Raw genomic sequence first — 16,690 nt, 5'->3', positions numbered from 1 at the left:
CCGCGGCCGCAGGATGCCTCTGCAGCCCGGTCAGCTTACGCGTCCGCCAAGCCGTTATTGCGCCGTGTAGCCTCCGTCCACCAGCAGGCTCGTGCCGGTAATGAAGGATGCGTCCTCGCTCGCCAGGAACAATACGGCCTTGGCGACCTCCTCCGGCTTACCCAGCCGCCCCATCGGGTGCAGCCCGACCAAATGCTCGGTCATCGCCGCGTCGCGTCCGGCAATCAGCGGAGTATCGATATACCCGGGGCATATCGCATTGACGCGGATGCCTTCCTTGGCATAGGTGACACCCAAAGTTTGCGTCAGCAGCTTGACGCCCCCTTTAGCCGACGAATAGGCGGTTACGCCGGCTTTTCCGGCATGGCTGTGGATCGAACCGCAGTTGACGATGACGCCGCCTTGGCCCTGCTTCAGCATTTGCTCGATAGCGTATTTATCGGATAAAAACACTCCCGTCAAATTGATGTCGATCGTTTTTTGCCACGCTTCCAGACTAAGCTGATGAGCCGGGGCATCCCTCGCTATTCCTGCGTTGGCGAATAAAATGTCCAGCTTACCGTACGCCCGGACCGTCTCCTCGACCATCCGCTTCACCTGATCCTCCCGGGTAACATCCGTCTTGACAAACATCGCCTGATAACCGGATGCGGTGAACTGCTCCGCCAATTCCTTGCCTCTATCGGAAAAATCGGCGATAACCGTCTTGGCTCCTTCGGCCGCAAACAACCTCGCCGTCACTTCCCCGATTCCGCTTGCTCCACCCGTTACAACGGCTACTTTATCGGCAAATCTCATTTGCGCGTCCTCCTCGGTTTTGTTTTGGTCGGCTTCTTGCATCCGCCATAGCTATTATTGCCATTTTCGGACATTTGCCGGCATGGAAAACTTAGCTTATATGGCTATGCCGGCGCGCAGCTCCCTTGGAACGCGCAAGCTGCAGAGAACAGCGTATGGCCGTTTTTCGCACAATCGTTTGTCTGTGCAAATCCGCGCTTTGGAAAAACGCATCATCCCTCATCACCTGCTCCATGCAAGCGAGCGCCGCCTGCATCGCTTCCGCTTCGCATTGCAGCAAATAATAACAGCTCCGATAGCAGAGCAGCTCATACGGTTTTACGATCAGGGCCCGCCGCTCCCATTCCGTTTCCTTGCTTCTTTGCCGACTCATCCCGGAACCCCCTCCTTCTTGTCCGAAGGCGCTTCAACAGCCTCGGGCCCTCTGCCTGCCGCCGCGGCCGCCCGCTTCCCGGAAGGCAGTCCCGCAAAACCGTATTCCAGCAGCTTCTGCGAATCGAGCCATACGTCGCTCTCCGTCGATTTCAGCACGACGGCGATCAGCTCGCGGCCGCCGCGGCTCGCCGATGCAACCAAACAATAGCCGGCTTCGTCGGTAAATCCGGTTTTGATCCCGTTCGCTCCCCGCATGTAATAATCGCTGCCCGCCTGCAGCAGCTTGTTGCGGTTGGCCAAGACGAGCCGTGCCGATGACGAAGAGACGGTATGCTCCGCCTCGCTGACAATACTGCGGAACTCCGGCACGCCCATAGCGGCTCTGGCGATGACTGCCAAATCCCGGGCTGTCGTATAATGCTGGGGATCGTGCAGCCCGTGAGGGTTGACGAAATGCGAGGAGACCGCTCCAAGCTGCGCCGCCTTGTCGTTCATCAGCGAGGCAAAATAACGGATGCTTTCCTCCGCGGACAAGCTGCGGCCCGTTTCCTTGCTCGCTATGTACCTCGCCACCGTCCGCGCAGCATCATTGCCCGAAGGCAGCAGCATGGCTGACAGTAAATCCCGCAGCGACAGCTTCTGCCCTTTCTTAAGTCCGGCCGTGCTTTCATCCGCCGTCCGGAGATCGACCTCGTCGCCGACAGTAACTCTCTCGTTAGGCTCCGCTTTTTCCAGCGCCACAAGCGCCGTTACGATTTTGGTCGTGCTGGCCGGATACAGCCGCCGGTTTTCATTTTTATCGAACAGTATTTTCCCCGTCTTCTCGTCCATCAGCAGTCCTGCCTCGCCCTGGATCTCCTTTGCGCCCAGCGCGTCGCCCGCGCCTGCGACTTCCCGCCAGTAGCCCTGCGCGTAATGAAAAGCGGACAACACCGCTGCTTTCATATGTGTACGGTCGGCTCCCGCCGCGCCCAACGCTACCAGCGTAACGAGCAAACCGAATACGATGAGCCCTTTGATCATCTGTCGTCTCTCCTTTTTGCCGCATCCATTTTCATTCGTACCGGTATAAGTATAAAGCACTCTTTTTAAGGAGCCGCTAAGCAAAGATTAAGAACTATTAAGACGCCATTAAGGGAGAGTAAAGAGCGACGTTCCGCGCTGCATCAGATCCGGCCGCCGCCGCTAATGCCGGAACTCGCCTTAAGACGGCAAAAGCACCCCCTCTTAAAGATGAGGGGATGCTTCTGCGCGGGAAATGTGAATTTATGCCGCTATCGCGCCGCATGGATAGGCAGCTGCACCTCGAACACGGTTCGCTCCTCGCTGCTTGCGACGTCCATCGTTCCGTTATGCATATCGACGATGCTTTTGGCTATGGCCAGACCGAGACCCGTCCCTCCCGTCTCATCCGAGCGGGACTTCTCTACGCGATAGAACCTTTCGAAAATATGCGGCAAATCAACGGCAGGAATCGGAGGACCGTAGTTGATGATGCGGACGACCGCACGGTCTTGCGCCCTGCGCAGCTCGATGTCGATCCGCTTGCCGTCCTGGCCGTATTTGATCGCATTGGCGATCAAATTCTCGAACACGCGCATCAGCTTATCGCCGTCGGCGCGCACGAGCATCGTTTCATACTTCGTATGGAGCATGATCTCGATCCGTTTCTCATGAAGCTGCAGGGAAAATTCCGCGCTGAGCTGCCCGAGCAGCTCCACCAGGTTGATTTCCGATATACGCAGATTGCCGTCGCCGTGACTCATTCGGGTATACTCGAACAAGTCGCTTACCATCCGGCCCAAACGAAGCGATTTTTCGTAGGCGATGTTGACGTAATAGCGCAGCTCGACCTCGTCTCTGTACCGGTCCTCCTCAATGAGCCGCAAATAACCGATAACCGAAGTCAGCGGCGTGCGCAAATCGTGGGATACGTTCGTAATCAGCTCGTTTTTGGTCTGTACGGCCAGCCGCTCTTCCGCCAGCGAAACCTTCAGCTGCCGCGACATGCGGTTGATGCTTTCGGCCAGCTCTCCGAGCTCGCCCCGCGATTTCTCGGGAATCGTCAGATCGAAGTTGCCATGGGACATCTGGTGAACCGTGTTCATGATCCGGGCCAAATAAGCGACCGTTCTTTGACTGAACACAATCAAATACAAAATAAAACAAACGATACCGAGCGTGATCAACGTCTCCTGAATCCCGTACCGGTCATACAAAATCCGCACGACTCCGTAAATAAAGCGGTTATTTTTATACAACAGCAGCAGCAGCTCGACGAATTTATACATCACATATACCGTGACGACCGACGACAACGCGCTCCAAAATATTAATTGAATAATTTTCCAGCGGATCGTAAAATACGGATTATTCTTCAATTTTGTAACCGACCCCCCATACGGTTTGAATCAGCTTGTACCCGAGCACCCGCTCCAGCTTATCCCGTAAATTGCATATGTGCACCATCACCGAGTTGCCTACCGCGTAATACTGCTCCTTCCATACCAGTTGAAAAATATCTTCGGCGCTGAACACTCTGCCCGGGTGACTCGCAAGCAAATATAAAATATCGAACTCGCGGTTCGTCAAGCTGACGGGCTGCTGGTTAACCATGACGGTATGGGCGCTCTTGTTGATTTCCAGCGAATGCAGCTTCAGCAGCTCTCCCGTCTGCGGCTTCGTATCGGCCGAGTTATATTGAAACGAGCGGCGCAGCAGCGACTTCACCCTTGCGGACAGCTCCATCGGATTAAACGGCTTCACCATATAATCGTCGGCGCCGGTCATAAGCCCAAGCACCTTGTCCATATCCTCCGCCTTGGCGCTCAGCATCAATACCGGAATTGTCCGCGTTTCCCGCACCCGGCGGCATACTTCCATCCCGTCCAGCTCCGGCATCATCACGTCGAGGATGATCAGATCGACTTCATGCTCCGCAAGCAGCTGCAGCGCTTCCAGCCCGTTCTGCCCCTTCAGTACCTGATAGCCTTCGTTAACCAAATAAAGCGAGACCAGATTCGCAATTTCCTTATCGTCGTCTACTACTAATATCGTTCTCATCATGCACCTTCCCGGCTCGTCGCCCCTACGGATGTTTATATTCCTGTTTCATTGTAGCGTTCAAAGTTTAAGCATTACGCAAGCATTCATTAAGAAATCATTAAGCGGCTTTTAAGAGATTACATTTTATTCATTATACTCATTGTAACGCGGTTATGCACAAGCCCCCGCTCACCTTTACTCCCAATTTCTTCCTGACATGGAGGAAAACATCCCCACTTCCCTTTCCTTGAAGACAAATCTCTCCTTGTTCAAGCATTATCCAAAAAATAAGCCAAACCCAATGGTTCTTCCCTGTTATCCTATGGTAGAATCATTCTAGTATTTTGGTGCCGAGGTACTTCAATCAGCCTCCTTCCCGTTATCCTATACCGTTTCATTCCAAGGAGGTAGCATTATGGAAACCGCATTCGACTTCTATCTTAAATTGGCCGACGGCGTTATTATTACCGACCGCGAGCACCGCATCGTAGAAGTCAACTCCAAGTACGAGGAAATGACCGGTTATACCCGCGCTTATATGATCGGTCTGCGGGCAAGCTTTCTGAGATCGAGACTAACCCCGCGCAAAACTTATGAAAGCATGTATCAGTCGCTGCAGATGAATTTGGCCTGGTCGGGCGTTTTTATTAACCGTAAAAAAAACAAGGACATTTGGCATACAAATATTACGATCACTCCGATTCTGCACAAGCAGGAAACGTATTATATCGGCGTCGTCCGCGATTTGGATCAAATCCCGCAGGGCAGTTATTTATCGGAGACGCGCAAGCTGAAGCTGCAGAGTGAAATTTTGAAGGTGCTGGCTATCTCTTGCGAAATTCGCGATCCGCATATCGAGGAGCATTTGACCCGGGTGCAGCAAGGCACCGAAAAGCTGCTGATCGCTCATAACGAACGCCTGAAGCTCGGGTTGTCCGAGGAATACATACAGCAAGTCGTTAACGCCAGCATTATGCACGACATCGGCAAATCGGGCATTCCCGAAGGCATCTTGTACAAGCCCGGAAAGCTCAACTATTACGAGCGGCACATTATGGAGACGCATCCTTTGATCGGTCTGGAGATTGTCGGCAAAATTTCGCGCGAATTGGAGGACGATATTCTTCAAGAGGAACTGAAAATTGCGGAGCATATCATTCACTACCATCACGAAAAATGGGACGGCAGCGGTTATCCAGCCGGACTGAAAGGCGATGAAATTCCATTTGAAGCGCAGGTGGTCTCTATTATCGACGTCTATGACGCGCTGACAAGCCGGCGGGCCTATAAGGATGCATGGCAGCACGAAGAAGCCGTCCGCTTTTTGCTCGAGCAGAAAGGCGCCGCCTTCAACCCCGAACTCGTGGACACCTTCCTCTCTATGGGCGAGCAGCTGTAGCCGCACCGCCGCAACTCGTTCAGAGCCGAAGCGCCGCGCGTTATGATACGAAAAACCCCGGCAGCGGCTTCTTGACGGAAGTCTGCCGGGGCGGCGGTTACAGCCAGTAATCATCAATGATGTTCGTGCCTTGCATCCATTTCGCGATCTTGCCCTTCGGCTGATACGGGGACAGCGGGTAAAACGTATTTCCCTCGCACTCATCACAGGTCGTTTTGTAACAATCGGCTTGCTCTTCCAGTTCAATTCCACAGCGACAGCAGCGTTTGACGGCATACAATTCTAAAGGATTCATCGGTTCTACACCCATAGACGACACTCCTTTGCTCGCGTATAAAACAAGTATACACGAAAACCGCTTTTTTGTTACCGCTTTCATACCGGTTTTGAAAAATGTAATCTGGCTGAAATATACGTACCCTCTTCCTAACATTCCGTTACCAAATTTCCCTAATCTCCATGACATATTCCAAATGACCTATAAATTGGAAGAAATGCCCTATTATAAACACTTTTAAAATATGCCAAAAAATATTTAGGTATTATATCTTTTTTACATAGGAGGATAAAAATGAAATATTCGTTATGTGTTGTGTTGACCTTAATGATTTTGTTTAGCACGTTCGCTTCCACATCGCTTGCCGCACCACTTCTCTGCAAGAAACAAAGCAAAATGCTCAGGAAACCAACTAACAAAAATGTTGAAATTGGCTATAAACTATATTCCGTTGATGAAAACAAGCACACCAAGCTTATTGAATCAAAATTGCCCGTCTCCGCATTATTTTGAACAAATATCCAGCAAAAACTGCGCTTGGACCGAGGGATGGGCGGATTTTCTACCACTGTATATTAATAACGACTCCAGATACAACTGGTCGCCTACACCAATGGACTACTAATCCACGCTTTTAAAGGAGGGAGCGATGCTGTTACCTTTTCGATTCATATACTCCGTTTTCATATCAATTATGATATTCGGACTATTATTGGGGTGCCAAAATAAAAGCCTGCCTGTACCTAACCCAGGATCAATAATAAAGATTACAGTAATGGAATACAAATCAAGAAAAGTAATAACAGAACATACTGATCAGAACGAAATCATAAAAATTACCGATAAAATAAATTCGGCAAAAAAGAACGGTCTAAGTGAGCCGTTACCTTCTCCCAAAAACATCATTGTATTCGAAAGTCATAATAAGAAGATCGAATTTGACTATATACATTCATTAAGCAAAGATATTCTAGTAGAAAAGGGAGCACAGTATCAGTGGGAAATAGCTCCTATTAATGATTTAATCTTTTGATTTGTACTTCTACCCTGATCACGCAGAACGGGCCCATTATGGAAGCCTGTTAAGTATACATCTAAGGGAAAAAGGGTAGCGGCGGACGCCGCTGCCCTCCTCTACATAAAGGAAACTGCGTTTGAGTTAAGAAACCCGGTTACTTTGCAGGAAACTAACCTCTCACCTACTGTTTGCCTATGCTACCCGCTATAAGTCGTCTCCCGAATACAAGGGCCGCACCCCGCGAGCGCTTCCGTCCGCCCCGCTTTAATGGGCGCCCGTTTGCTGGAACTCAGTTCCACAAGGGCCCGCATCCTCATTCGCTTCCACCGTAACAGCCGTCCCGTCATGCCGGTACAGCGGCTTATAATATTTGCCGATCTTCGTCGTCGCCGCGTCGGAGTAATGACATATGAAGGCGCGCCGGAACCGGTCCGCCGAGCTGTTCGGGTAAGAACCGTGAATTACGCTGCCGTTAAAGAACAGCACGTCGCCCGCATCCATCCTCGCCGGGATCGCTTCGCGGCCTTCCGGCACATCCACTTCCTCTTTGGTAAAAGATACCGCCGGGTCCGCTGTGTGCGGGCATTCGATATCGATCCGATTCGTCTGCGGAACAAGGAACAATCCTCCGTTCTCTTCATCCGCAGGATCGATGGCGGTCCACGCCGCGATGCAGGTACCCGGCTCCACCTTCAAATAAAATTGGTCCTGATGCAGCGCCTGCCCTTTGGCTCCCGGAGGCTTGAAATAAAACATGCTTTGCGCGGCCAAAGGATCGGCTCCGAACAGATCGGCCAAAATATTCATCACCTTCGGATGAAGCATATACCGAAATGCGATCTCGTTCACCTTGTGCGGGTGCATCATGCGCGGATACTGCTTCAGAATATCGCCGTCCGCTTCCTCCGCGGTCATCGGCTGGAAACAGCCGGGGATCGGCCCCGCCGCATGGAGTCTCATAAATTCGTCCATAATGATCTGCGCATCGTCTGCAAGCAAACCTTTCACGATCAAATATCCCTCTTCATCAAACTGCTTTTTTTGCTCCTCACTGAGCACGCCGCCAAGCGCCTGAGTTGACATGGTTCCTCTCTCCCATCCATAATAACCATAATGATTTCATGGCTTCATTATAAGACGCCAATGTCGACGGAGGAATGGAACAAATGGCTGAAAACCTTAACGATCCTGCTGCCGATCTCATGGAGACCGCCGCTCCGCCGCCGGGAATTCTCGTCTCCGGTCATTTCCGTCAAGCGCACGGGTACCAGACGCATCGGTCTTTCGGAACGAAGGATTGGCTGATTACGTTTACCTTGTCGGGGACGGGACATTATTGGCTGGACGGACGGCTGCAGCCCTGCGAGCCGGGAGATATCGTGCTGCTCCCGCCAGGCACCCCGCACCATTACGCTACGCCCGAAGGCAGCGTATGGGAGTTTGTGTGGGCTCACTTCATGCCGCTGCCCCATTGGTCGGAATGGCTGACGCTTCCCTCCGAGGCGGGAGCGCTTCACATGATCCGTATCGCGCAGCAGAGCGTGCGGGAACGCATCCGGGAGGCGTTCCAGCGGATGATCAGGGACAGCCTGGACCTCGATTATTACCGTTCCCGGCTGTCGCTGAATGCGATGGAGGAAATTTTGCTGCTGGCCCAGCAAGCGGAGGCCCGGGTCAAATCGGGGCAGATGGACCCGCGGGTCGAGCAGGTGCTCAGCCATCTCAGCCAGCATATGAAACAGCGTCACAGCGTGGAAGAGCTCGCCGCAAAAGTCGCCTTGTCCCCTTCGCGGCTCGCCCATTTGTTCAAGCAGGAGATCGGCGAATCGGTGATCGATACGCTGCTGCGGCTGCGGCTGCGTCAAGCGTCGCGGCTGCTGGAGTACACGACGATGCCAATTGCGGAAATTGCCGATGAGGTCGGCTTTCACAATCCGTTTTATTTTACGAAGCAATTTACCGCCTACTATGGAAAAAGCCCTTCGCAATATCGCAAAGAGGCGCGCAAATCGGCGGCTGACGAGAGCCATTGAGCAGGCGGGCCGGGAACCCGGCTTGCAGCTGCGGCGGCGGGATCGAACATGCGCTGCAAGCACCCTGCAGCGCACGTTTCCCCCGGGTTTGCCGCTTGTGCGGTGCCGCTCCCGCTGCCGCAATGTACAAACGGCGGAGCAGGCGCGCTCCGCTTCGTCTTCATTTCCCGTACGGTTTCAAGTTCGATACGGCATCCAATTGGCCGCCTGCTTGGATACGCAAATTTGATTCGTAATGGCGATACGCTGCAGCTTCAGCTGCCGGATAAGCCGGTGCAGTCTCGCTTGCGTCTCTTCGTCCGGGCCGTCCTGCAGCTTGTTATAAGCCTGCAGCAGCTGCAAATTGACGGCGTCGAACTGCCGCCACAGCTCTTTGCGGTTTATGCGATACATTTCTTGACGAACGTGCTCCTTGTAATGCCTGAGCGTCTCGAGCAGCTCGTCGGCCCATGCCTGATCGCCCAAATGAACGGCATAACGGTACAGATCCAGATGATCGTCGATAAACGACCGGGTAAATTCATCCATATACGATTTCATTGTATAATCCCCCTCTCTTGTTTCGCCTCTCATTCCGTCGTTGCTTCTCACTGCGAGTTATATAACGTCAAGCCCCCGTTTCATTTCTGTTTTCAATTCCCTACAAGCTTACTTGGTTTTAAAATTTAACATGTTCGCAATCATTTGTAAAGAGGTTTTTCCGTCATTTTCCATATGTACAAAAAGACGAACCCGACATAAGGTTCGTCCTCTACAGCTATGCTTGATTCGTATTTTCGCCGAGCAGCAAATTCGCCGCAATGGCGAGCGTTTCCTGTCTCTGCTCCAGCAATGCAGCCGTATCGAAGCTGCCTTTCTGCAAATCTTTGTCGATGAGCAGCAGTATCCATAGGGAATACGCGAGCGCATAGCGATAATAATGGTTCCGGAACGTATCGAACTCGCTGCTCCAGCCGAGCTGCTGCCGGCGGGCGTAATAAGCCGCAAGCACCTCGTTTCTTAGTGCCCCGCTCATATCCGGCTTGCGGTAGTTCGGGCTCGTCATATCAAGCAAATTGTATAAATCCCAATAAACGGAGTTGATCTGCACATATTCCCAATCCAAGACGATCAGCTCATCCTTGCGCAGCGATATGTTCAGCGGATGGTAATCTCCGTGCGACACCACGGCTTCCGAATCCGCGACTTCATCCGGCCGAGCTGCGATTCGCAGCGCTTCGGGGATCAGGGAGACCGGGAAAGACGCTTCCGTCAGCACCCGCTCCAAGGCTTCGCGCTGCCCCCAAACTTCTTCGCTCACCTGCTCGACGCGCGGCGTATGTCCGGAAAACTCGCTCGGCACGCTCTCTATCGGCAGCTGCTGCCAATACGGGATCGCCGCCGCCGCGCGGACCAGCGTTTCCCGGTCAAACCGATGCTCCAGCGGGCCCAGATCCTCGTAAACCGCCCAATATCGGCCGGCATCGAAATGCGGCGCATGAGCGTGCAGTGCCGGATAGCGCACGGGAATATGGGGCAGGATGTTCCGGTACACCCATGTCTCCCGCCCGACGGTTTCCGGATTCGTCAGCGGTTTAAAGATAAAACTGCGGCCGCCGTCCCGATCCAGGCAAAACCGCTCCACCGCTTTACCGTTGCGTCCGACGTACAGCGTTTCCCGGCTCGCCAGCTCACCGGAATCCAGTACTCCCTCATGCGAAACCAAATGATCGAACCGCCCGCTCTCCATCTGCCGGTCACGCCCTTTCTGCGGCCCGCTCTTCCGGCCGAGATTTTTTCCATGCTTACGATCAATATATGCCAAATAGGACAGCGCATCAATAGATGATTTACAATTTCTTAAAATAATGAGCCTTTCACTGAAAATGCTCCGGCAGCCACTGCCGCGCCGCCTCCAGCAGCTCCGTATCCGACAAGCTCGTCGTGCGCCCGTCCTTATACTGCTCCGCTACCCAAGCGGTCATCTTCTGAATCGCCTCGTGCTTCTTGTCGATGCGCTGCTCGCCCGTAAGCTTCAGCTGCTTGTTCACCCAAAAAGCGACTCCCGCCGCTCCCGCCTTGTCGGTCACTTGAACCCCCAGCGGCCGGTTCAGCAGCTTATCCGTATCGAAAATGTTGTAAATCTCTTCGTTCTTGATCACGCCGTCCGCATGAATACCCGCCGCCGTCACATTGAACTGCTTGCCTACGAACGGAGTCATCGGAGGGATGCTGTAGCCCAACTCGTTCTCGAAATAGTAGGCTATTTCCGTAATGACCGTCGTATCCACCGATTGATCTCCGGTCAATCCCATGTACTCGAACAGCAAGCCTTCGATCGGCGTATTTCCGGTCCGTTCCCCGAACCCGAGCAGCGTCCCGTTAATGCCGCCGACGCCGTACAGCCAAGCCGTAGCCGCATTGGTCAGCACTTTGTAAAAGTCGTTGTGCCCGTGCCATTCGAGCTGCTCGCTGCGGATGCCGGTTTCTTGGCGAAGCGCATGCACCAGACGGGGAACGCTTCTTGGAAGCACCGCACCCGGGTAAGACACCCCGTAGCCCATCGTATCGCACAGACGGATTTTGACCGGAATGCCGCTTTCGCCGGACAGCTGAACCAGCCTTTGTACGAAAGGGATGACAAATCCGTACACATCCGCCCGCGTGATGTCCTCTAAATGACAGCGGGGACGAATGCCCGCAGCCATCGCCGCCTCGACGATATCCAGATACTGAGCCATTGCCCGTTCCCGGTCGAGCCCCAGCTTTGAGTAAATATGGTAATCGGAAATCGAGGTGAGGATGCCCGTTTCTTGAATGCCCATATCTTTTACAAGCGCAAAGTCCTTCTTCACCGCCCGAATCCATGCCGTCACTTCCGGAAATTTGTAGCCTCTTGCCATACATTGGTAAGCGGCCTCCCGGTCCTTCTCGCTGTAAAGAAAAAACTCCGACTGCCGGATGACGCCCCGCTCTCCCGACAACCGGTGCAAATAGTCGAACAGCGTAACAATCTGCTCTACCGTATACGGCGGTCTGGCCTGCTGCCCGTCGCGGAACGTCGTATCCGTAATAAAAATATGTTCCGGCATCGCCGTAGGCACCTCTACACCGTCGAACAGCACCCTGGGAGGAGCGGAATAAGGAAACTGTTCCCGAAACCAATTGGCCTGATTGTTCATTCGCAACACAACCTTTCCATTTTGTAGTACATTTAGTGTAACCAATCATTTTCTATAAGTAAAATCGTTCATTTTTATTTATGCGATAAATTTCATTAATAATGGTTTTCGATGCCGTTTTCTTCAATGTAAAAAAACCTTTGGAAGCCTTCTCTCTTAAGAGAATGAGACTCCAAAGGTTTGGCGTAGATGCTTCCCGTCCCGATTCGTTAAAATCCGGGGACTGTTCAGGACGTTGATTTGACCTGTTCCTCGGCGATTCGCTTAATGATCTCGTTCCGTTTTCTCAGCAAGCGGGTCATGTAGCTCTCCAGAAACAACCGGTCGGCCGCCTTACCCAGCACGCCGAGCGGCGACGTGTAATCGAAGCTGTCGAGCATCAATGTTCCTTCCGGCTGCGGAACGAACTCATGGACATGATAGAACCGCTGGAATGCGCCTTGCACCATCTCATCGACAAAGCGGCGCGGCGCCTCCATCTCCGTAATGCGGGCAGTCAGCCTCTGGCGCACGCCAAAATGGACGGCTTCCCACGTCACCGTCTCGCCGAGCTCAATCAGCCCGCCGGTTCTTCCGGCCACGGCTTTCTCCCCTGTCTGCGACATCGACTGCATATGAATATCGATGCTTCGGGACAGATCAAAGCATAACTGCGCCGGAGCGTGAATCATCAAGGACATTTGGATTAGCGGCATTATGCGTAAGCTCCTAAAATGGTAGTGATTTAGTCGTGGCCTGCCTGCGGTCGATAGAGGTTTCCACTTGTTCACCACGTTTCTAAAGATTAGTGAAAAAATTCGTTGGGGGGCAATCGAAATACGCCGGATGAAGCTGGACGCGTAACTTTCTGCTTTACGACCTGTAAAGTTCAAGCTTGTCCAAGTCCAAGACAAAACCGTACGTTTTCAAAATATCTAGTCCGATCAATCCCTTATGAGACTTAGGCAGCACGCCCACATCAATCTCGATTTGGTCCGTCCTAAATCTGTCAATTTGGATATAGTCCATTATCTTCGTATAAAAAGGAACTGTTCCTCCAAGCCCGTAAGCTTCGTAGACAGGATCACCATTCTCATAAGTTACGCCAATCGATTCGAGCGCATCCGGACTGAAAACCGTATGCGACGAGCCCGTATCAATGACAATATCGGTGAGCTCCAAAACTTTATCGCGATAGCAAATCTTAACAGTGGCGGTCAGTAATTGTCCGTCATAACGAAGCCTCATGAGCCGCGCCTCATTCTCAGAAGCGGTTCTTTGCGCAAATGAATGATGCAATTCTCGTTAGCGGTATGGTAGACAAGATTGCCCGGCTCCACATGGAAAAACGTCTTGTTCGCTTCCTCAGCGGGAACTAGCCGTATCAATGCAACCTCGGTGACAATTTTTTTGTCTTCCTGTTCAGTAAAGTCAAGTATGGAAAGTAAAACAAACTGATCGGGATACAATTCTCGAACTTGCTGCCATTTCATAGCTAGACCTCCCCTGCATTTCTTGTATCTATTTTACCACAATTTAAGTTAAGCTCCACTGAATGGAGACATTCTCTTTATCTATCAATCGCTTCAGCTAACGCCGCAAAACCAAAGAGCCCTCTCCAGCGCTTTCCCTGAAGGGAAAGCCCGTAAGAAGGCCAAAAGTGGATTAAAATAGTGCAAAGCGGGATGCCAAACCTAATCAGATGGTTAACTCCCCAAGCTTGATCAGCTCGACAACTGCCTGTGAACGACCTTTCACATTCAGTTTTTGCATGACGTTGGAAATATGGTTACGCACCGTTTTCTCGCTGATAAACAGCTGCTGTGCTATATCCTTGGTAGTTTTGTCCTGCACCAACAGTTCGAAAACTTCGCGTTCACGATTGGTTAGCAAAAATTTGCTTTTGTGGTCGCTGCCCTTCAAGTGTCACCCCTCCTTGCTCGGGTTTTTGTATCATTACAAGGTGTAGGGATACAGTCAAAGTTAGTTTATGAGCGGTATGCATCAATGGTGCAGTAGCCGATAAAAATGGGCGTTAGCGCCATTTGGAGCTGTTTTTGACGGTTGTCTTATCTGCGCGTCCAAGCTTCCGTTTCCCTCCCGCCGAAGCGCTCCTGCAGCTGTGCGTCATAGCGTTCGACAATGCCTTTCCAGCCGTAGCTGCTTTCAATCAATCTACGGGCATTGCCGGAGAGTCTGGTCCGCAGGTCAGGCTGTTCAAGCAGTTCTATGATCCGTTCGGCAAAATCATCCGGCCGGTCTGCGATCAAGAGATGTTCTCCGCTGACGGTATCTAGCCCTTCGCATCCGATGGACGTCGATACGACGGGGATTCCGCTGGCCATCGCCTCCAAAATTTTCAGCCTCGTCCCCCCGCCCATCCGCAAAGGACATATAAATACGGTGCCGGTATATAGAAATTCCCGCATGTCCTCTACTCTTCCGGTGACCACGATCCGCCGATCCTCGTTGCCGATTTGCAGCACGGGAGCGGTCGGTTCTTTTCCCGCTGCTATGACTTGAAGATCCGGGTAACGATCTGTGAGCCGTGGGAACATGTCACGGTAAAACCAGAGCATGCCATCCTCGTTCGGAAACCATCCCATATGCGCGGTGAAAACAAGAGTCAGCGGCTTCCTGCCGCCGTCTGCCGGCGGTTGAAAATACTCCGTATCCACGCCGTTGGGAACAACGACCGTTCGATTTGACAGCTCGGGGCGTTTCTTGAGCAGCTTATTTCTTTCCAATTCCGATACCATGACACATAAGTCCTGCTCACCCATACGGTTCCACTCGAATCGCTTGAATCGCAAGTAATCGAGGCTGTTCAGCAGCTTCTCCTTCCAGCTGTAACCAGGCCATTCATAGGCGATTCGCTGTCTATGAACCTCGTGCTCGATATTATGTTGAATAAGCACTTTTCCCAGGCCCCCGGGCTTTGGCGTACGATAGCGGTACACATCCATATAAGAGTGCTCGATTTGGAGAAGATCGATCGGATAGCGGGCCAGAAAATCGTCGATATGCTGTTGAAACTCCCTGGAAGCATACTTGGAGAAATATTTTCCCGGCAAGCTTGCGGGTAACGGTACAAGCGCAACATCCTCGCAGTAATCGAGAAGCTCCCGTTTATACTCGTACTCATCCGGATTTTTCAGAAAGGAGATCAGGTACATACGATGATAACGGGATAACTCCTTCAGCACCTGAAAAACCCGCAATCTTCCTCCGCTGACGGGCGGATAAGGAATGTCGGTGCTTAGCAGCAGTATGTTCATTAGGCGCCTCCCCCTTTTTTGAATGTTTGGAGTATTTTCTTCATAAAGGCGGAATCCGGTGAAAAAAACACCAGGCTCGGCTCTTGAGCCTTAGGCTGCTTGAGCTGCCTCCCCGCTTCAATAGCTTCACGATATATGCTCATCGTTTGCCCGTACAACGTATGGAAAGCCCATTGCTTCCTCGCCCAAGCGCCCGCATTGACTTCTAACCTGCAACGAAGGCAGGGATCGTCCATAGCCTCCATGATTTTGTCAGCCAGCTGCACTGCGTCTCCTCTCTCAAAAAGCAATCCGGTTTCTGCGTCCGCGATCATTTCGGGGATTCCCCCCGCATTGGAGGCGACAATGGCTTTGCCTGCGGCCTGCGCCTCAATGACGGTAAAGGGCTGGTTATCTGATAGCGACGGAAGCACGACGAGATCCGCCTTCTTCAGAACAGCCGGAACGTCCGTACGATTGCCCAAGAAAAAAAAGCAGTCCGCAACGTTCATTTGCATACAATACTGCTCAAGCTCTTCTCTAAGGTAGCCGTCGCCGATAAGCCAGCAAACGAAATGATCCCGCCGCCCCTTTACCCTACTCAAAGCTTCGATAAGAGTTCGATGCCCTTTCACATGCACCAGCCGCGCGGGGCAGGCGATGACGAAGCGGTCTTCTGTATCGGGAAGAGGCGGGTCGGGTTCTTCCAGCAGCCTTTCTTGAAAAGAGGCCAGGTCGATGCCGTAGGGAATGACTCGGAATTGATCCTCCGACTGTGGATAATGCTGCAGCAGCTGCCGTTTAAGCCAGTCGGAGGCAACGATCGTTCGGCTGGATGTCCAGGAGCCGAGGTATTCCTCCTGCTCCGCATATTTCCCCGCCAGGCTGTCCGCACTGGATATGCGGCCTTTCAGTTGATGCTCGTCTGCCAACGAGGAGTGAATGGATGCCACCAGAGGCACGCTGTCCGGCTTAACGCTCCATAGCGCCCGGGTTGACAACTGATCCTGGGCATGAATGATATCGTATTGATGCAGATTCAGATAAGACAGCGCCAGTTCAAAAATGCATCTTTCCGTTTCCCGTTCAAAAATCCACGAGTCGATCTGCGGAAAATGGCTTTGAAAATGATGCCGCGCTTCTTCGCACACGGTTTCCCAAAGCTTTAATCCGCCGATCCTTTCACCGGTATTTGCCAAGTAGACGCCTCCGCCATCCGGATGCCGCGCTAAAATATCGACGTGATGCCCGTGCTCCCCCAGTATTTTTGTCATCATCTGAATATAGGTGTTTGCTCCTCCGACGTGGGGAAGCGCCCAAAAGTAGGCCAGTAAAATTTTCATTCGTC

General features: G+C 52.3%; 20 protein-coding genes. 4 read left to right on the top strand and 16 right to left on the bottom strand.

What is annotated here, in order from left to right; all coding sequences use genetic code 11:
* Positions 1–54 precede the first annotated feature (54 nt).
* The 5 genes from SK3146_RS29910 to SK3146_RS29890 all read right to left on the bottom strand — a co-directional run bounded on the left by SK3146_RS29910 (position 55) and on the right by SK3146_RS29890 (position 4,239).
* Positions 55–798 (bottom strand): SDR family NAD(P)-dependent oxidoreductase, encoded by a 744-nt coding sequence (locus SK3146_RS29910; protein ID WP_249862206.1) that lies wholly within the window; start codon positions 796–798, stop codon positions 55–57.
* A gap of 91 nt (positions 799–889) precedes the next feature.
* The gene (locus tag SK3146_RS29905) at positions 890–1,171 is read right to left on the bottom strand and encodes a hypothetical protein (protein ID WP_249862205.1); all 282 of its coding nucleotides are present in this window, start codon (positions 1,169–1,171) and stop codon (positions 890–892) included.
* Positions 1,168–2,196 (bottom strand): D-alanyl-D-alanine carboxypeptidase family protein, encoded by a 1,029-nt coding sequence (locus SK3146_RS29900; RefSeq protein WP_249862204.1) that lies wholly within the window; start codon positions 2,194–2,196, stop codon positions 1,168–1,170. Before SK3146_RS29900 ends, SK3146_RS29905 begins: the two co-directional genes overlap by 4 nt.
* 251 nt (positions 2,197–2,447) lie before the next feature.
* Positions 2,448–3,554 carry a sensor histidine kinase gene (locus tag SK3146_RS29895; protein ID WP_249862203.1) on the bottom strand — a complete coding sequence of 369 codons (1,107 nt, stop codon included), beginning with the start codon at positions 3,552–3,554 and terminating at the stop codon, positions 2,448–2,450.
* Positions 3,544–4,239, bottom strand: coding sequence for a response regulator transcription factor (locus tag SK3146_RS29890; protein WP_249862202.1), 696 nt, complete (start codon positions 4,237–4,239; stop codon positions 3,544–3,546). Before SK3146_RS29890 ends, SK3146_RS29895 begins: the two co-directional genes overlap by 11 nt.
* A gap of 394 nt (positions 4,240–4,633) precedes the next feature.
* On the opposite strand from SK3146_RS29890, the gene SK3146_RS29885 reads away from it, so the two are divergent.
* Entirely contained in the window at positions 4,634–5,617 is a 984-nt protein-coding gene (locus SK3146_RS29885; protein WP_249862201.1) for an HD-GYP domain-containing protein, read from the top strand.
* A 97-nt stretch (positions 5,618–5,714) separates the two neighbouring features.
* Here the strand turns inward: SK3146_RS29885 and yhfH are convergent, their stop codons facing one another.
* Entirely contained in the window at positions 5,715–5,927 is a 213-nt protein-coding gene (yhfH, locus tag SK3146_RS29880) for a protein YhfH (RefSeq protein WP_249862200.1), read from the bottom strand.
* Between the two features lie 261 nt (positions 5,928–6,188).
* On the opposite strand from yhfH, the gene SK3146_RS29875 reads away from it, so the two are divergent.
* Positions 6,189–6,407: a hypothetical protein gene (locus SK3146_RS29875; RefSeq protein WP_249862199.1), complete on the top strand. Its 219-nt coding sequence runs from the start codon at positions 6,189–6,191 to the stop codon at positions 6,405–6,407.
* Between the two features lie 136 nt (positions 6,408–6,543).
* Positions 6,544–6,927 (top strand): hypothetical protein, encoded by a 384-nt coding sequence (locus SK3146_RS29870; protein ID WP_249862198.1) that lies wholly within the window; start codon positions 6,544–6,546, stop codon positions 6,925–6,927.
* Positions 6,928–7,176: 249 nt separating this feature from the next.
* On the opposite strand, the gene SK3146_RS29865 is transcribed toward SK3146_RS29870, so the two are convergent.
* Positions 7,177–7,995 (bottom strand): phytanoyl-CoA dioxygenase family protein, encoded by an 819-nt coding sequence (locus tag SK3146_RS29865; RefSeq protein WP_249862197.1) that lies wholly within the window; start codon positions 7,993–7,995, stop codon positions 7,177–7,179.
* Positions 7,996–8,078: 83 nt separating this feature from the next.
* Between SK3146_RS29865 and SK3146_RS29860 the strand changes: the two genes are divergently transcribed.
* Positions 8,079–8,945 (top strand): helix-turn-helix domain-containing protein, encoded by an 867-nt coding sequence (locus tag SK3146_RS29860; RefSeq protein WP_249862196.1) that lies wholly within the window; start codon positions 8,079–8,081, stop codon positions 8,943–8,945.
* 177 nt (positions 8,946–9,122) lie between these two features.
* Here SK3146_RS29860 and SK3146_RS29855 read toward each other — a convergent pair whose 3' ends face one another.
* From SK3146_RS29855 to SK3146_RS29815, 9 genes are all read right to left on the bottom strand, one after another.
* Positions 9,123–9,485: a hypothetical protein gene (locus SK3146_RS29855; RefSeq protein ID WP_249862195.1), complete on the bottom strand. Its 363-nt coding sequence runs from the start codon at positions 9,483–9,485 to the stop codon at positions 9,123–9,125.
* Between the two features lie 217 nt (positions 9,486–9,702).
* The gene (locus SK3146_RS29850; RefSeq protein ID WP_249862194.1) at positions 9,703–10,674 is read right to left on the bottom strand and encodes a phosphotransferase family protein; all 972 of its coding nucleotides are present in this window, start codon (positions 10,672–10,674) and stop codon (positions 9,703–9,705) included.
* 127 nt (positions 10,675–10,801) lie between these two features.
* Positions 10,802–12,106 carry a beta/alpha barrel domain-containing protein gene (locus tag SK3146_RS29845; protein ID WP_249862193.1) on the bottom strand — a complete coding sequence of 435 codons (1,305 nt, stop codon included), beginning with the start codon at positions 12,104–12,106 and terminating at the stop codon, positions 10,802–10,804.
* A 227-nt stretch (positions 12,107–12,333) separates the two neighbouring features.
* Positions 12,334–12,801: an SRPBCC family protein gene (locus SK3146_RS29840; RefSeq protein WP_249862192.1), complete on the bottom strand. Its 468-nt coding sequence runs from the start codon at positions 12,799–12,801 to the stop codon at positions 12,334–12,336.
* A 157-nt stretch (positions 12,802–12,958) separates the two neighbouring features.
* Positions 12,959–13,333: a retropepsin-like aspartic protease gene (locus SK3146_RS29835; RefSeq protein WP_249862191.1), complete on the bottom strand. Its 375-nt coding sequence runs from the start codon at positions 13,331–13,333 to the stop codon at positions 12,959–12,961.
* On the bottom strand, positions 13,330–13,578 hold the full coding sequence (locus SK3146_RS29830) for a hypothetical protein (RefSeq protein WP_249862190.1): 249 nt from the start codon (positions 13,576–13,578) through the stop codon (positions 13,330–13,332). The genes SK3146_RS29835 and SK3146_RS29830 overlap by 4 nt, the downstream gene beginning before the upstream one ends.
* A gap of 205 nt (positions 13,579–13,783) precedes the next feature.
* Positions 13,784–14,008, bottom strand: a complete 225-nt coding sequence (locus SK3146_RS29825) for a helix-turn-helix domain-containing protein (protein ID WP_028547616.1) — start codon at positions 14,006–14,008, stop codon at positions 13,784–13,786.
* 146 nt (positions 14,009–14,154) lie between these two features.
* Positions 14,155–15,363, bottom strand: coding sequence for a glycosyltransferase family 4 protein (locus SK3146_RS29820; RefSeq protein ID WP_249862189.1), 1,209 nt, complete (start codon positions 15,361–15,363; stop codon positions 14,155–14,157).
* Positions 15,363–16,685, bottom strand: a complete 1,323-nt coding sequence (locus SK3146_RS29815; protein WP_249862188.1) for a glycosyltransferase family 4 protein — start codon at positions 16,683–16,685, stop codon at positions 15,363–15,365. The genes SK3146_RS29820 and SK3146_RS29815 overlap by 1 nt, the downstream gene beginning before the upstream one ends.
* Between the last annotated feature and the right edge of the window lie 5 nt (positions 16,686–16,690).

This window comes from Paenibacillus konkukensis, from assembly GCF_023523925.1.
Classification (GTDB): Bacteria; Bacillota; Bacilli; order Paenibacillales; family NBRC-103111; genus Paenibacillus_S; species Paenibacillus_S doosanensis.
This window is presented reverse-complemented; position numbering and strand designations above follow the sequence as displayed.

Bases quoted from the DNA above. Each gene is read 5' to 3' on its own strand.
- SK3146_RS29910 (WP_249862206.1), bottom strand. From the start codon at position 798: ATGAGATTTGCCGATAAAGTAGCCGTTGTAACGGGTGGAGCAAGCGGA.
- SK3146_RS29905 (WP_249862205.1), bottom strand. From the start codon at position 1,171: ATGAGTCGGCAAAGAAGCAAGGAAACGGAATGGGAGCGGCGGGCCCTG.
- SK3146_RS29900 (WP_249862204.1), bottom strand. From the start codon at position 2,196: ATGATCAAAGGGCTCATCGTATTCGGTTTGCTCGTTACGCTGGTAGCG.
- SK3146_RS29890 (WP_249862202.1), bottom strand. From the start codon at position 4,239: ATGATGAGAACGATATTAGTAGTAGACGACGATAAGGAAATTGCGAAT.
- SK3146_RS29885 (WP_249862201.1), top strand. From the start codon at position 4,634: ATGGAAACCGCATTCGACTTCTATCTTAAATTGGCCGACGGCGTTATT.
- yhfH (WP_249862200.1), bottom strand. From the start codon at position 5,927: ATGGGTGTAGAACCGATGAATCCTTTAGAATTGTATGCCGTCAAACGC.
- SK3146_RS29875 (WP_249862199.1), top strand. From the start codon at position 6,189: ATGAAATATTCGTTATGTGTTGTGTTGACCTTAATGATTTTGTTTAGC.
- SK3146_RS29870 (WP_249862198.1), top strand. From the start codon at position 6,544: ATGCTGTTACCTTTTCGATTCATATACTCCGTTTTCATATCAATTATG.
- SK3146_RS29865 (WP_249862197.1), bottom strand. From the start codon at position 7,995: ATGTCAACTCAGGCGCTTGGCGGCGTGCTCAGTGAGGAGCAAAAAAAG.
- SK3146_RS29860 (WP_249862196.1), top strand. From the start codon at position 8,079: ATGGCTGAAAACCTTAACGATCCTGCTGCCGATCTCATGGAGACCGCC.
- SK3146_RS29855 (WP_249862195.1), bottom strand. From the start codon at position 9,485: ATGAAATCGTATATGGATGAATTTACCCGGTCGTTTATCGACGATCAT.
- SK3146_RS29850 (WP_249862194.1), bottom strand. From the start codon at position 10,674: ATGGAGAGCGGGCGGTTCGATCATTTGGTTTCGCATGAGGGAGTACTG.
- SK3146_RS29845 (WP_249862193.1), bottom strand. From the start codon at position 12,106: ATGAACAATCAGGCCAATTGGTTTCGGGAACAGTTTCCTTATTCCGCT.
- SK3146_RS29840 (WP_249862192.1), bottom strand. From the start codon at position 12,801: ATGCCGCTAATCCAAATGTCCTTGATGATTCACGCTCCGGCGCAGTTA.
- SK3146_RS29835 (WP_249862191.1), bottom strand. From the start codon at position 13,333: ATGAGGCTTCGTTATGACGGACAATTACTGACCGCCACTGTTAAGATT.
- SK3146_RS29830 (WP_249862190.1), bottom strand. From the start codon at position 13,578: ATGAAATGGCAGCAAGTTCGAGAATTGTATCCCGATCAGTTTGTTTTA.
- SK3146_RS29820 (WP_249862189.1), bottom strand. From the start codon at position 15,363: ATGAACATACTGCTGCTAAGCACCGACATTCCTTATCCGCCCGTCAGC.
- SK3146_RS29815 (WP_249862188.1), bottom strand. From the start codon at position 16,685: ATGAAAATTTTACTGGCCTACTTTTGGGCGCTTCCCCACGTCGGAGGA.